Origin of the sequence: Pseudarthrobacter sp. NamE2, from assembly GCF_005796205.1 — a bacterium.
GTDB lineage: Bacteria > Actinomycetota > Actinomycetes > Actinomycetales > Micrococcaceae > Arthrobacter.
Genome location: NZ_VAHN01000009.1, coordinates 125273 through 139312, shown reverse-complemented (window position 1 = coordinate 139312; position 14040 = coordinate 125273). Strand labels below are relative to the sequence as shown.

The 14040-nt window shown below is 65.4% G+C and carries 16 protein-coding genes; 8 read left to right on the top strand and 8 right to left on the bottom strand.

Annotation, left to right across the window (positions count from 1 at the left end):
• The first annotated feature begins 5 nt into the window (after window positions 1-5).
• Window positions 6-398 (top strand): response regulator transcription factor, encoded by a 393-nt coding sequence (locus FDW83_RS12355; RefSeq protein ID WP_138138380.1) that lies wholly within the window; start codon window positions 6-8, stop codon window positions 396-398.
• Window positions 399-475: 77 nt separating this feature from the next.
• Here the strand turns inward: FDW83_RS12355 and FDW83_RS12350 are convergent, their stop codons facing one another.
• The 5 genes from FDW83_RS12350 to FDW83_RS12330 form a co-directional block, all read right to left on the bottom strand.
• Window positions 476-1312 carry an alpha/beta fold hydrolase gene (locus FDW83_RS12350; RefSeq protein WP_138138379.1) on the bottom strand — a complete coding sequence of 279 codons (837 nt, stop codon included), beginning with the start codon at window positions 1310-1312 and terminating at the stop codon, window positions 476-478.
• A 109-nt stretch (window positions 1313-1421) separates the two neighbouring features.
• Window positions 1422-1619 carry a hypothetical protein gene (locus FDW83_RS12345; RefSeq protein ID WP_138138378.1) on the bottom strand — a complete coding sequence of 66 codons (198 nt, stop codon included), beginning with the start codon at window positions 1617-1619 and terminating at the stop codon, window positions 1422-1424.
• Between the two features lie 99 nt (window positions 1620-1718).
• Complete coding sequence (locus FDW83_RS12340; protein ID WP_171027549.1) at window positions 1719-2909, bottom strand: acyl-CoA desaturase; 1191 nt, start codon at window positions 2907-2909, stop codon at window positions 1719-1721.
• A gap of 13 nt (window positions 2910-2922) precedes the next feature.
• The gene (locus tag FDW83_RS12335) at window positions 2923-4020 is read right to left on the bottom strand and encodes a ferredoxin reductase (protein WP_138138376.1); all 1098 of its coding nucleotides are present in this window, start codon (window positions 4018-4020) and stop codon (window positions 2923-2925) included.
• Window positions 4021-4240: 220 nt separating this feature from the next.
• The gene (locus FDW83_RS12330; protein ID WP_138138375.1) at window positions 4241-5275 is read right to left on the bottom strand and encodes an LLM class flavin-dependent oxidoreductase; all 1035 of its coding nucleotides are present in this window, start codon (window positions 5273-5275) and stop codon (window positions 4241-4243) included.
• Between the two features lie 77 nt (window positions 5276-5352).
• On the opposite strand from FDW83_RS12330, the gene FDW83_RS12325 reads away from it, so the two are divergent.
• From FDW83_RS12325 to FDW83_RS12315, 3 genes are read left to right on the top strand one after another with little or no spacing between them, the layout of a single operon-like run.
• The gene (locus FDW83_RS12325; protein WP_138138433.1) at window positions 5353-5691 is read left to right on the top strand and encodes a YnfA family protein; all 339 of its coding nucleotides are present in this window, start codon (window positions 5353-5355) and stop codon (window positions 5689-5691) included.
• Between the two features lie 18 nt (window positions 5692-5709).
• Window positions 5710-6114 carry a YidH family protein gene (locus FDW83_RS12320; protein WP_138138374.1) on the top strand — a complete coding sequence of 135 codons (405 nt, stop codon included), beginning with the start codon at window positions 5710-5712 and terminating at the stop codon, window positions 6112-6114.
• A gap of 3 nt (window positions 6115-6117) precedes the next feature.
• Complete coding sequence (locus FDW83_RS12315) at window positions 6118-6447, top strand: DUF202 domain-containing protein (protein ID WP_138138373.1); 330 nt, start codon at window positions 6118-6120, stop codon at window positions 6445-6447.
• A gap of 13 nt (window positions 6448-6460) precedes the next feature.
• Here FDW83_RS12315 and FDW83_RS12310 read toward each other — a convergent pair whose 3' ends face one another.
• The gene (locus tag FDW83_RS12310) at window positions 6461-6859 is read right to left on the bottom strand and encodes a hypothetical protein (RefSeq protein WP_138138372.1); all 399 of its coding nucleotides are present in this window, start codon (window positions 6857-6859) and stop codon (window positions 6461-6463) included.
• Window positions 6860-6951: 92 nt separating this feature from the next.
• Between FDW83_RS12310 and FDW83_RS12305 the strand changes: the two genes are divergently transcribed.
• From FDW83_RS12305 to FDW83_RS12295, 3 genes are all read left to right on the top strand, one after another.
• On the top strand, window positions 6952-7185 hold the full coding sequence (locus FDW83_RS12305) for a DUF2630 family protein (protein ID WP_138138371.1): 234 nt from the start codon (window positions 6952-6954) through the stop codon (window positions 7183-7185).
• Window positions 7186-7289: 104 nt separating this feature from the next.
• Entirely contained in the window at window positions 7290-8108 is an 819-nt protein-coding gene (locus FDW83_RS12300; protein ID WP_138138370.1) for a carbon-nitrogen hydrolase family protein, read from the top strand.
• A 367-nt stretch (window positions 8109-8475) separates the two neighbouring features.
• Complete coding sequence (locus FDW83_RS12295; protein WP_138138369.1) at window positions 8476-9798, top strand: ammonium transporter; 1323 nt, start codon at window positions 8476-8478, stop codon at window positions 9796-9798.
• Between the two features lie 26 nt (window positions 9799-9824).
• Here the strand turns inward: FDW83_RS12295 and FDW83_RS12290 are convergent, their stop codons facing one another.
• Window positions 9825-10403 (bottom strand): PadR family transcriptional regulator, encoded by a 579-nt coding sequence (locus FDW83_RS12290; RefSeq protein WP_138138368.1) that lies wholly within the window; start codon window positions 10401-10403, stop codon window positions 9825-9827.
• A 181-nt stretch (window positions 10404-10584) separates the two neighbouring features.
• Here FDW83_RS12290 and FDW83_RS12285 point away from each other — a divergent pair, with 181 nt between their 5' ends.
• Window positions 10585-12759, top strand: a complete 2175-nt coding sequence (locus FDW83_RS12285) for a transglycosylase domain-containing protein (protein ID WP_138138367.1) — start codon at window positions 10585-10587, stop codon at window positions 12757-12759.
• A 33-nt stretch (window positions 12760-12792) separates the two neighbouring features.
• On the opposite strand, the gene FDW83_RS12280 is transcribed toward FDW83_RS12285, so the two are convergent.
• Window positions 12793-14034: an HNH endonuclease signature motif containing protein gene (locus FDW83_RS12280; protein ID WP_205754677.1), complete on the bottom strand. Its 1242-nt coding sequence runs from the start codon at window positions 14032-14034 to the stop codon at window positions 12793-12795.
• Window positions 14035-14040: the final 6 nt, after the last annotated feature.

The window sequence follows — 14040 nt, the reverse complement described above, 5'->3', positions numbered from 1 at the left end:
CTTCGATGGAAAAGAAAAGTGTCTGCCTTGTTGTGGAAGACGACAAGGACATTCGTGGACTGATTACCGTGGTCCTGTCACGCGCCGGTTTCGACGTGCAGGCAGTTTCAACCGGTGCGGAGGCTATCGCCGCAGCCGCGGATCCCGCCATCACGCTGGTCACCCTCGACCTCGGCTTGCCGGACATGGACGGGCACGTGGTTGCCCGCGCCATCCGTCCCCTGAGCAAGGCGCCCCTGCTGTTCCTCACGGCCAGGTCCGAGGACGATGACCTCCTGGCCGGGATGGCCTCGGGCGCCGCGGCATACCTGACCAAGCCGTTCCACCCCAAGGACCTGCGGGATCTGGCAACAAATCTTTCCCCCGCTGTTTCACGGACTCCTCACCTGCCTGCCTAGAAATGGGTCAGGACCCACTTTTCCGGTGACGGCGGACTCCCGCCGTCGCCGAAAGTGTTAGGAGCTACGTGCCGGCGCTACTTGCCAAGGAAGCGCAGCAGCGCCTCGTTGACCTCCGTGGCGTGGGTCCATAGCAGGCCGTGCGGCGCATCCTCGATTTCCACGTACTCGGCAGACGGCAGCGCCTTGGCGAACAGCCGTCCGGAGGAATTGATGGGCACGATGTTGTCCGCGGTACCGTGCAGGATCAGCGCGGGGACGTCGATCTTGGGGATGTCTGCACGGAAGTCGGTGAGCCAGGTGGGCTGGGCGTCGATGGAAGCCGTGGCGCCGGAACTGGCGGCGGTGTTCCAGCTGTGGTTGACGTACTCCTCGCTGAGCCGTGGGGTTCCGAGGTACGTGTCCGTGTTGTAGAAGTTCTTGAAGAACTCGGTGAAGAAGGCGTACCGGTCCGCCGTGACCGCTTCGGTCAGCCCGTCAAAAACCTCCTGCGGCACGCCGTCCGGGTTGTCGTCGGTCTTGAGCAGGAACGGTTCCAGGGAGGCCAAAAACGCTGCGCGCGACACGCGGGCCGAACCGTAGGTGGACAGGTAGCGGGCAACCTCACCGGTTCCCATGGAGAAGCCCACAAGGACTGCGTCGTTCAGGTCCAACGTGGTGAGCAAAGTGTTGAGGTCGGCCGCAAAGGTGTCGTAGTCGTAGCCGCTGGTGGTCTTGCTGGACTTGCCAAAGCCGCGGCGGTCATAGGTGATCACCCGGTAGCCCGCGTCCAAAAGCGCGGCGGCCTGCTTTTCCCAGGATGCGCCGTCCAGGGGGTAGCCGTGGATCAGCACGACGGGCTGGCCCGTTCCGTGGTCCTCGTAGTAGAGCTCAATGTCCGTGCTGTTTTCAGTTCCAACGGTAATAAAAGCCATGTGCGGGCACATTCCTTTCAGACTGATCCGGAGCGGACAGGCGGGTGCCCTAGCCGCGCACTCCCTACTCTAGGGCGGCTGCCGTCGTAGGGGATGCCGGGACATTCGCCTATGGGGACGGCTGCGGAAGCTCACAGGAGATTTGCGGATTGGCGCCCATGTAATTCAAAGGACCGGCCACGATGGTGATGGCGATGGTCCCTGCCCGGGCACAGTTTCCCGGGGCGGCGCCAAAGTAGCCGCGCTGCCATGCAGCCACGCCGCCGATGATCAGCCAGATGACAACGAGTGCTCCAAGGATCCGCATGATTCCTCCATTGGCGCCGCAGCGGCTATGGGATCAATTATGCGACGGCGCCGCCCGTCACCATAGTGCGTGGACGGGCGCCCGCAGCGGTAAGGCGAATCAGGCTTTGGCGGCCTTGCCCGGCAGTGCCAGCTTGAAGACCTTGGCCCAGGATGAGCCCACCTGCTTGATCAGCGGCCCGGTGGTGTACTTCAGGCCGTACCGCTGGCAGATCTCCCTGACCCGGGGCGCCACTTCCGCGTAGCGGTTGGACGGCAGGTCCGGGAACAGGTGGTGCTCAATCTGGTGGGACAGGTTGCCAGTCATGATGTGCATGAATTTGGAGCCGGAGATGTTGGCGGACCCGATCATCTGGCGCACGTACCAGTCGCCGCGGGTCTCACCGTCCACCATGTCCTCCGTGAAGGTGTCCGTACCCTCCGGGAAGTGTCCGCAGAAAATGACGGCGTGGGCCCAGACGTTCCGGATGGCGTTGGCGGCGAGGGTGCCGAACAGCGCCTGCTTTGCGGAGCCGGTGAGCATGGCTAGGGCGGGGGTGGCCGCGTAATCCTTGGTGAATTGGGTAATCGCCTTCCGGCCCAGGGCCTTGAGGTCCTTGAGCAGGGCTTCCTTGGACTTCCTGCCTTCCTTGTAGTCCGCGAGTTCGAGATCGTAGATGGCGATGCCCCACTCGAAGACCGGCGCCAGCAGGGCGTTGTACAGCGGATTGCCGAGGGCCTTCGGCGTCCACGGCTGCTCCTCGTCCATGCGCAGGAGGTTGTATCCGACGTCGTTGTCCTTGCCCACCACGTTGGTCCAGCGGTGGTGCAGGTCGTTGTGGGTGTGCTGCCACGAGCGCGAGGGGGTGACGAAGTCCCACTCCCAGGTGGTGGAGTGGATGTCCGGGTCGCGCATCCAGTCCCACTGTCCGTGGAGGATATTGTGGCCCAGTTCCATGTTTTCCAGGATCTTGGCGAGGCTGAGCAGTGTAGTGCCGGTGACCCAGGCAGCTTTGTTCTTGCCCACCAGCAGGGCGGCCCGGCCGGAGATTTCCAGTCCTCGCTGGAGTTTAATCATCCGGCGGATATAGGCGGCGTCTTCGGCGCCCCTCTTTGCCAGGATTTCATCGCGGATGGCGTCGAGTTCGCGGCCGAGTTCCGCCACCTGCTCATCCGTCAGGTGTGCTGCGGCGGGCGGGCGGACCGTAGGACTGCCGGACTCCGCCAGCTTTCCGGGACGCGTGCGGGATCCGCTGGCGGCACTGCTTTCAGTGGACGCGGGAGCGGCTTTGCTGGGTGACATTACAGACATACCTTTAAGCTCCTCAGAGTTCGAGGTTGACGGGCCCGGCGGCTGCCGAGACGCACGTTTGGATCAGTTGGCCGGGTTCGCCGTGGACTTCCCCGGTGCGGAGGTCGCGCACTTGGCCGGCCCGGAGCGGAGTGAGGCAGCTGTGGCAGATGCCCATGCGGCAGCCGCTGGGCATCAGCACCCCGGCGTCCTCGCCCACGTCCAGAAGGGGCGTATCGCCGTCGGCGTCCACTTCCCGGTCCGACGTTTCAAAGGTGACCAGGCCGCCGTCGTGCCCCACACCCCCGGCAAAAGTGGTGTTGAACCTCTCAATCATGAGGTTGCCGGCACTGCCGGCCACTGCCACCTCGGAGCCGGGCGCCGCCGTGGTCAGCGCCGCGCGCTTCCACAGCGCCTCGGCGTCGTCCAGGAAGCTGTCCGGCCCGCAGGCGTAGGCGGCGCGTTCCTTCCAGTCCGGGCAGATCTCGTCCAGCTGGGCGGTGCTGGTCAGGTCCATGCGGCCCTGCTCGCCCGTGAACCAGTGTGCCAGCCGGAAGTTCGGGAACTGGTCCGCAAGTTCGGCAAGTTCCTCGCGGAACAGGCTGTCGCCGGGCGTGCGGGCTGAATGGACAAGCACGACGTCGGCATCCGGACGCCGCGGAACAAGCGTGCGGATCATGGACATCACCGGTGTGATGCCGCTGCCCGCGGTCACCATCAGCAGGGGGCGGGGGTGCTCCGGAAGCACAAAGTCGCCCTGCGGCGGCGCCAGGAACAGGACGTCGCCGGGCCGGGTGGTGCGGACCAGAGTGCCGGAAACCGCCCCGACGTCGGTGACGGTGATGGCAGGATCCTTGCCCGCGGGCGCACTGAGCGAGTAGGAGCGCCAGTGCCGGACGCCATTAAGTTCAACGCCGATGCGCGCCCACTGACCTGCCAAATGGGAGTGCCAGCCGCGGCCGGGGCGGAAGAAAATGGTGGCGGACTGGGCGGTTTCCTGCACCACCCGCGTGACCACGCCGCGGAGCTGCCGGGCGGAGTACACGGGGTTGAACAAGGCGAGGATATCTTCCGGCGCCAACGGCGTGGTAAGCACAGAGGCAGCTTGGGCCAACTGTCGAAGCCGGATCATGCGACCAAGCCTAGGGCGGCGCGAGCCATAATTCTCTCTCTCCGTCATATGACCGTTCCGCAGTCACGCTGTTAAGGGGCGCTAAGCCCCCAAGCCGCACTTCAAGAGTAACGGCTGAGTTACCCGGAACGTTCCCTCAAATTACAGTAAGCATGCTTATTGTATCGCAGAGGCGTCCCGCGCCCCAAGATTACCCGGGCGCAGGAGAGATGACGCCCGCTCAAGCCCTGGCCGGGCTCCAGCCAAGCGCAGGGGCTATGTACCGGGCCACGTTTTCCACAAGCTTCGCATTGAATTCCACGCCTAGCTGGTTCGGCACGGTCAGCAGCAGGGTGTCGGCGGCCAGGACCGCCGTGTCCGCCGCCAGGTCCTCTGCCAGCTGGTCCGGTGGGCCAACGTAGCTCTTGCCGAACCTGGCAGTGAGCCCGTCGATGATCCCCACCTGGTCCCGTCTGTCACGAAGGGCGCTGCCCGCGAAATACCTGCTGTCCTCGGCATCCACGATGGGAAGGACACTGCGGCTGACCGAGATCCTGGGGGTGTGCGGATGGCCCGCCGCGGACCAGGCATCCCTGTACAGCCGGATTTGTTCGGCCTGCAGCTCATGGAACGGCACGCCCGTATCCTCGGTCAGCAGGGTGGAACTCATGAGGTTCATGCCCAGTTCTGCCGCCCACACGGCCGTCTTCCGTGTCCCGGCACCCCACCAGATCCTCTCCGCGAGGCCGGGTGACTGCGGCTGGACCGGAAGAAGGCCAGTGGCACCGCCCGCGTACCGCGGATCCGCTTCAACCACGCCCACGCCACTGATCGCCTTCCGGAAGAGGGCTGTGTGCCGGCGGGCCATGTCGGCGTCCGTTTCGCCCGGTTCCGGCACATACCCGAAGGCGGCCGCGCCCTGCCGTGCCGGCTCGGGTGAGCCGCGGCTGATCCCCAGCTGCAGCCTGCCGCCGCTGATGAGGTCAGTGGCCGCTGCTTCCTCTGCCATATAGAGCGGGTTCTCGTACCGCATGTCGATGACGCCCGTGCCGATTTCGATTCTGCTGGTGCGGGCGGCGATGGCGGACAGCAGCGGGAACGGGGACGCCTGCTGGCGGGCGAAGTGGTGGACGCGGAAGAACGCCCCGTCCACGCCGAGTTCCTCCGCGGCAACGGCCAGCTCGATACCCTGGACCAGCGCTTCACCGGCGGTCCTGGTGCGGGAACCCTGGCCGGGACCCCAGTGGCCGAATGACAAGAAACCGATGCGCTCCATACCAGCCCCAACCCGTTCGGCGCCGGCTGCATTCCCGGGCTGGCATGATGTCCTCCGTGGAAACTCCTGAGCAAACCCTGACCATCGGCAAGACCATCCTGCTGTTCGCGCTGGCGGCGGCAGCCGAGATCGGCGGGGCCTGGCTGGTGTGGCAGTCCGTGCGCGAGGGGAAGGAGTGGTGGTGGGCCGGGCTGGGCGTCATCGCCCTGGGCGCATACGGCTTTGTGGCCACACTGCAGCCGGACGCGCACTTTGGCCGGATCCTGGCGGCATACGGCGGGGTGTTTGTGGCCGGGTCCCTGGCCTGGGGCATGATCTTCGACGGTTTCCGGCCGGACCGCTGGGACGTTGCAGGGTCCCTGATCTGCCTGCTGGGCGTGGCGGTCATCATGTTCGCCCCGCGGAGCGGTGGCTGACGTGCCTAGACTGGCACCGTGACCAACAGCGAGCGCGCACCCAGGAAACCTGCGCCGCCGTCGCGAGGGAAAATTGCGGAACGGCTGCTGCCCGGAGGGGAAGAGCCCGATCCCCGGTTCACGCTCGCCAATGAACGCACGTTCCTGGCATGGATCCGTACGTCCCTGGCGCTCCTGGCAGGCGGCATCGCCATCGAGGCGTTCACGTCGGACCTGTTCCTCGAGCCGGTCCGCAAGGGCCTGGCCGTCGTCCTGTTGCTGCTTGGCATGCTGCTCAGCGCCGGAGCGGCAGTGCGGTGGCTCCGCGTGGAGCGCAGCATGCGGAACAAGGCGCCCCTTCCGCTCCCGCTCATTGTGCCCCTGCTGGCCGGGGCAGGCGCGCTGGCTGCCGCCGTCGTGCTCGTCTTTATTCTCTGGCGCTGACCCGTGGCATACTCCCAGCGCCCGCACGGCGACCCCGGCCTGCAGCCGGAGCGGACCAGCCTGGCGTGGGGACGCACCATGATGGCGCTGGTGACGGTGAGCGCGATATTCCTGCGCTGGCTTCCGGTGCATGGGCTGCCCATCCTGCTGCTCTTTGCCGTTTCGTCGGCTGCGGCGCTGGCCATCTACCTCACCCAGCGCCGCCGCTACGGAGCCAGTTCCCGGGGCATCCACGAAGAACGCGTCGACGCCGATGTCCGCTCCGTGCTGTGGACCGCCTTCGCCGCGGTGATGCTGGGAGGCCTCGGCATCGGAGTGGTACTGGTTGGCTAGTCGTCCCCGCGGCTTAGAACATCGGCAGGACAAAGCCGGCCAGCAGGGCCGCCGCACCGACGGCGGTCAGGACGCGGCCGAGCACGGCAGCCATCCTGCCTTCCTCCTCCGGAACGGCCGTCCGCCACTGGGTGGGGCGCTTGGGGTGGTAGTAGATGGGGAGCGTTTCGCCCACGGCCAGGTCCTTGATGTCGTGAGGGGACATGGGGGCGTTGTGGACCTTGTTCCTGCCGTCCACCCAGCGGAAGCCCACGCCGGTGTTGTCCGAGTACACCACGGCTTCGGCTACCGCCCAAGGGTGGACGAAGCGGCGGAGGAACCCGGCATAGAACAACAGCCCCAGCCCGACGGGCAGGCACATCCAGGTCAGCATTTCCAGGATTGGACCTGCCATTTCAAGCACAGTGGGCATGAACCTGATGGTACAGCGCGGGGGTGGTGGCTTCCGTACCAACTACGTACGCTGGGGGAACAAGCGGGACCGGCCCGACGTAAGGGGAGATTATGAACGACGAAGACATTTTGGCGCGCATTCAGGCCCTGGTGGAGGAGGAGCACACACTCCGCGGTTCCGGGGACGGCGACGTGCCGGACCGGGCCCGGCTCAAGCACGTGGAGGAAAGCCTCGACCAGTGCTGGGACCTCCTGCGCCAGCGCAGGGCCAAGGCGGAATCCGGGGAGAACCCCAACGAGGCCGAAGCGCGGCCGGTCAGCGAGGTGGAGGGCTACAAGCAGTAATCTCCGCGAAAGGGAGGGGCCCCTGTGGTTCTGCCGGATACCAGCGGAACCACAGGCGCTTCCGTTTCAGGACATGATGGATAGCAACAGATTGGAGTTCATCCATGCGTCTTGCAGTCGCCCAAATCATCAGCAGCGCGGACCCCGCAGCCAACCTCGAACTGATCCGGGACTACGCCACGCAGGGCAAGGCGGCCGGCGCTGAGCTGGTGGTCTTTCCGGAAGCGGCAATGCGCGCGTTCGGCCACTCCCTCACCGATATCGCAGAGCCGCTGGACGGCCCATGGGCCGAAAAGGTCAGGGAGATCGCCAGGGAACTCGACATTGCGATCGTAGCCGGGATGTTCACGCCAGGAAAGGACGGGCGTGTCCGGAACACCCTGCTGGTGACCGGACCCGGCGTTGACACCTCCTATGACAAGGTGCACCTGTTCGACGCCTTCGGGTTTACCGAGTCCAAAACGGTGGATCCGGGCGAGAAGCCGGTCACCTTTGAGGTCAACGGCACGGTCTTCGGCCTGGCCACCTGCTATGACGTCCGGTTCCCGGCGCTGTTCGCCGCCAATGCCAGCGCGGGTGCCCACGTCAACATCGTGTGCGCTTCATGGGGTGCCGGTGAAGGCAAGGCCGAGCAGTGGGACCTGCTGGTCCGGGCCCGCGCCCTGGACAGCACCACGTTCGTGGTTGCCTGCGGCCAGGGTGATCCCGAAACCATCGGTGCGGCTCCTGCCGGCACGGCTCCCACCGGCATCGGGCACAGCGCCGTGGTCTCGCCGCTGGGTTCCACCCTGGCAGCGCTGGGCGGGAAGCCGGAACTCGTCGTCGTGGACATCGATCCAGCAGCTGTTGAAGAGGTCCGCGCCAAGCTTCCGGTGCTGGCCAACGCCCGGCAGTTCCAGGTCTCAGCCCCTGGGCAACACTGACGACGGCGTGCGGCACTTTGTGCCGCGCGCCGTCACTATCTATGCCGTCGAACGTGAGGTTGCGTTCATGGGCAGGAAACGTTCACGGAAGTGCGCACGACGACTGCGCCTCACCTTGAGCGGGAGCAGTCATCCCGGCTGGCACGGTAACAAGAGGCATTCCCGTCGAGCGCGGGCGCGGCGGCATTGGAACACGTTTACTTGCCGGAAACATACCCGACATGCGAACTTCACGAACGGGCGGTTTGTGTAACGCCACCGCAACTTGGGCGGGCGGTAACGGAAACACGGGCCGTCAAAGATGGACGCCGGGGGAAAGCCGGGCGGTCAGCGCCCTATCCAAGCTCACATGCGAAGGGATGCGCCCGTGGAGATCACCGCCCAACACGTCTGGCTCATGATTTCAGCCGCGATGGTTTTGTTGATGACGCCCGGGCTCGGCCTCTTTTATGGCGGAATGACGCGCGCCAAGGCCGCCCTCAACATGATCATGATGAGCTTCATTTCGGCCGGCATCGTGGGAGTGGTCTGGGTGCTGTGGGGTTACTCCATGACCACCGGTGAGGGCGTGCTCGACATTTTCGGCAACCCCTTTGCCAGCTTTGGGCTGCAGAACCTGATGGGTTCCCCGGACCTGATCAAGGCGGGGTACAGCGCCACGTTTGCGATCATCACCGTTGCACTGATCAGCGGCGCCATCGCGGACCGGGCAAAGTTCGGTGCGTGGGCCCTGTTCGTGCCGGTGTGGGTCACGGTGGTTTATTGCCCGCTGGCCTACATGGTCTGGGGCGGGGGCCTGATGAGCGCAGGCGGCGCCGTCACCGCTGTTTTTGGCCAGGTGATCGACTTCGCCGGCGGTGCCGTGGTGGAAATCAGCTCCGGAACTGCGGCACTGGTTCTTGCCCTCATCGTGGGTCAGCGGCACGGCTTTGCCAAGGACCCCAACCACCGCCCCCACAATGTTCCTGTCATCATGCTGGGTGCCGCCATCCTCTGGTTTGGCTGGTTCGGCTTCAATGGCGGCGCCGCCACTACGGCCGAGCAGGCAGGCCTCATATGGGTAAACACCCTGGTGACTCCGGCGGCTGCAATGCTGAGTTGGCTGGTCACGGAGAAAGTCCGGCACGGCCACCCCACATCCCTGGGAGCTGCGTCCGGCGTGGTGGCCGGACTGGTGGCCGTCACCCCGTCCTGCGCCAATATCAGCCCGGTGGCCGCAATCGGCCTGGGCCTGGTGGCGGGTGCTGCCTGCGCCGTTTTTGTTGACCTAAAGTACCGGTTTGGGCTGGACGACTCGCTGGATGTGGTGGGAGTCCATCTGGGTGCCGGTCTCATCGGCACCCTGGCGCTCGGTTTCATCGCCCTCCCTGTTGACGGCCAGGGCGGCGGCCTGTTTTACGGCGGCGGCCCCCAGCAGCTCATCGCACAGACGGCGGCCGTGGTCATCACCCTGCTGCTTTCCGGGCTGGGAACCCTGGTGATCGGGCGGGTCATCAACAAGACCGTCGGATTCAGGGTCAGCCACGAGGCCGAGACCGCAGGTGTGGACCTGTCCGAGCATGCCGAGAGCGCCTACGCCTTTGGCGAGACCGGTTCCGGCTTCAATCCGCTGCGGCGGGGCCCGGCCACCCTTCCCGGTGCTCCCCACGGTGCTGCAGAGCGGCCGGCCAAGGAGGATTCCTTCGCGTAACGGCTGCGCCGTCAGGTACCGCCGGGCTAGTCCGCAAGGATCTTGTACAGGGCGCGGCGGGTTTCATCAAGCTTTTCGATGGCCGCCGCGCGCTGCTCCTCGGTAACGCCGCTACGGAACTGGTGGATGACCCCCATGAGCTTGCCGATGCTCTGGTGGAAATCCCGGTCCGAGCTGTCCGGACCCGCGTTCCAGGCGTTCTCCATGTCCTCGGCGTGCTCCGCCACGTAGGCCCTGCCTGCATCCGTCAACGCGAACCCGGTGCCGCGGCCATCGCTCAGTGCCTCGATCAGGCCTTCATCCACAAGCTGCTGCAGGGTGGGGTAGATGGAACCGGGACTCGGCCGCCACGCACCGTCAGTCTTTTCAGCGATGGTCTTGATCAATCCGTAACCATTCGACGGCGTTTCGGCCAGGAGCGAGAGGATTGCAGCGCGGACATCACCGCGGTTGGCACGCCTCCCGCCACGGCCGAACCCGGGTCCGAAACCAGGACCAAACCCTCCGCCCCGGTGCCCGTGCGGTCCCCTGCGCCCTCTGCCGCGCTGGAATTTGCCCCTGCCGAACTCGGGGCTTGGGAATTTTTCGTCAGATATGCCTCGCATGGCGGCATCGTCCTTTCATCAGGAATCATTACGCCGACCCTTCAGCGATATTTAACGATATGTCGTTAAGTATCGCTGGGTCAAAGTGGAAGCGTGACCAAATCCTGACCTGGCAGGCTCTGGAACACCCTCCGGCGTGGACGTATTCTTTTCACACCTCCAAGCTCCCGAGGGCTGATGCATGGCGAAGAAAAGGAAGCGCAGGCGCGGTTTAAGCGCCAGTGTGGGACGACTTCTGGGATTCCTGGCCGCGAGTATCGCGTGCGGAATCCTGGCCGCCGGACTTGTGGTCCCGGCAGTGGCTGCCGCGGGACTGGGCGTCAAAAACTCCATAGGCTTTTTCGAAGGCCTGCCGGAAGAACTGACCGTGCAGCCGCCGTCGCAATCCACCAAGGTGCTGACGGCCGACGGGCAGACCATCGCCACTTTCTATGCAGAAAACCGCGTGCGGGTGCCCTTGGACCAGATGTCGCCCTATATCAAGGACGCGGTCATCGCGATCGAGGACAGCAGGTTCTACGATCATGCCGGGGTGGATCCCCAAGGCATTGTCCGCGCCCTCATTACCAACCTGACCAGGGGTGAGCAGCAGGGCGCTTCCACCATCACCCAGCAGTACGTCACCAACGTCATCAATGAGGCCCGCGTGTCGCAGGACCGCCCGGATGAGGTGATCCTCAGCGGGCAAAAGGACATCGGCGACAAGCTGCGCGAGATGAAGCTCGCCCTGGAGCTGGAGAAGAAGTTCAGCAAGGAACAGATCCTCGAGGGCTACCTGAACATCGTGTTCTTCAACAGCGACGCCTACGGTGTGGAGGCCGCCGCGCGCTACTTCTTCAGCAGCACCGCCAAGGACCTTACGCTGCCCCAGGCAGCCCTGCTGGCCGGGCTGGTCAACAGCCCCACGTTCTACAACCCCGCAATCAACCCGGACAACTCCATGACCCGGCGCAATCAGGTGCTCGGCGAGATGCTGCGCCTCGGCAAGATCAACCAGGCGGAGCACGACCAGGCGGTGGCCACGCCCATCGAGCTGAAGATCAATCCGGAGGGGCAGGGCTGTGCCAATGCCGACATGGCGCCGTACTTCTGCGACTACATCTCACACCTCATCCTGAACAACCCGGCGTACGGGCCGAACCAGACCGAACGCGAGCGGCGGCTGTACCGCGGCGGGCTCACCATTGTGACCACCCTGGACAGCAGGCTCCAGGCTGCGGCCCAGTCGCAGGTGGACGGGACCGCCGGACCGAACCCCGACCGGTGGGGTGCTGCCCTGGTGACGGTGCAGCCCGGGACCGGCAAGATCCTGGCGATGGCCCAAAACACTGTCTTCCTGCCGCAACCGGGCAAGTTCGATACGCACCTGAACTTCAACGTGGATGCCAAGGATCCCCAGGGTAACAACCTGAACGGGGCGGGCGGATTCCAGACCGGGTCCACCATGAAGCCGTTTACCTTTGCCCAGTGGCTGAACGAGGGCAAGCCCCTGACCGCGGAAGTGGACGCGTCCCAGCGTGTCTACCCGCTGGGGTTCCCGTGGCGGTCAAGCTGCGGAAGGGTCCTGGGCGCTTACAGCACGGCGCAGAACAACCCCGAGCTCGGCGCTGCTGACGACCTGCAGAACGCCGAGGAGGGCTTCTACCGGAAGATGCCCATCAACTACGGCCTGTACAACTCCATCAATACCGCCACCTTCGCCTCGGCAACACAGCTGGATTTTTGCGGCATCCAGAAGATGGTCGATGCAGTGGGGCTGCACAACGGGCATGACGGCTCCCCGATCAACATGCACCAGCTGGGTAACCTGCTGGGAGCCACCAACGTGGCTCCGCTGCACATGGCCAACGCTTTCGCCACCTTTGCGAACGACGGCCGTTACTGCACCCCAATCGCCATTGTGGACGTTACCGACGCTAATGGCGGAAAGCTGCCAGGCCAGCCCGTGGAGTGCAGGGATGCCGTGAAGCCGGACGTGGCACGCGGCGTCAATAACGTCCTGCAGGATGTCCTGGTGAGGGGTTCGGGTTTCTGGATCAACCCCAAGGTCCACGACAAGGTGCCAACGGCTGCCAAGACCGGTACGTCAAATAACAACGGCGCCACCTGGATTGTTGGCTACACCACCGGACTGGCCACCGCGTCGTTCTTTGGTGACGCGCTGGAGAGCCAGCAGCGGTCGGGCCAGAATGTCACCATCAACGGCACGTTCTACCCCCGCCTCGACGGCTACATGATCGCCGGGCCGCAGTGGGCCAACTACATGGTGAACGTGGCGCCCCTGTACCCGGCTGCACCCTTCCCGGGTCCTCCCCCGTCCATGATCGGCCCGAACCCGACGCCGCCGAAGCCCTAGTAATCCAGGCATCTACCCTGGGCCGTTTTCCGATCAACCCGCTGGTCCGGCGCGGCCCAGCACTTGGACGCTTGGCTTTTTTGCCGCCGGGACCCTCCATCGGGCGCCTGGAAGGGGTGGCGCGGTGGATGTGTAGGTGTGGCCGGTGGGGGTTTTAAGCTGGACGGTGTGCCGGGTTCCGGGGATACGGAGTGGTTTGGCTGACCAACATGGTGTTTCTTTGGTGTGGTTGCAGGCTTCGCAGAGGCCCTGGCCGTTACCGGCGCTGGTGGGCCCGTCTTTGCGCCAGGGGATGATGTGGTCGTCGTGCCGGATGGGCGCGTCACAGTACGGGGTCCGGCAGACGTCGTCCCGGACCTGGATGAAGCGGCGGAGTCCGTGCGGAAAGAGCCGTGCCTTGGAGTCCATCGCGACAAGATCCCCTGTGGCGGGTGCGGTGTAGAGCCGCCGGACCCAGGTCTTCAGTCCTTCACCTCCCGCCGGCCCCGCGACAGCAATTTTTCTGGCCCATGCTGCCGGGACGGTGCCGTAGCCGGTCAGGCGGGCCGGTTCGCTGTCGCCCTGGAGGAAGGTGCGGTCGGTCATGACGAGCTGGATGTCGATGCTGCTGACCCCGCCCTTTACGCCGGTGGCTCTTTCGACGAGGGTGTCGGCCATGATCTGGCCCTTGCCGCGCCCATCTCCCACAGCCCGGAGCGTGTCGGCTTCCTTGGTGAGAGCGGCGTAGACGGCCACGCCCTGCGCTACGGGCAGCAGCGCAGTTAGGCGCGCCATGGTGTCCGGCGCCGGCCGCAACGACACCGTCCGTTCATTCACCGCGTGGCTGGCGCGCCTCGCCACCGACCGCGGATCCCTCCGGTACGCGGCGGCCTTGACGGCGGAGATGATGGCCCGGTCACCGGCGCCGTCGAAGGTCCCGGTGTCGGCGGCGAGTTCCTCGTCCACCGCGGCCCGGTCCTCCACCGACAAACACGCCGTTTCCTTCACTATCAGCGTGGTCCGCCACTCGTTCAGCTGCCCGGACCGGAACGCCGCGTACGTGCGGGGCATCCCGGTCAGGGCCCTGGCCAGGCCCAGCAGCCTCCCGCCCCGCGCCGGGGACTCCCGCCGCGCCAACGCAACCTGCGCAGCCACCCCGGCACCCTGCTCCCCGGCAGGGACACCGGCGGCGGCCTGCTCCCACCGCTGCTGCAGATCAAAAGCCACTGCGACCTCGGCCTGCCGCGCCGCCGCCAACGCCTTCACATCCTCAAACTGCCGCAGCTGATCAACCATCCCCGG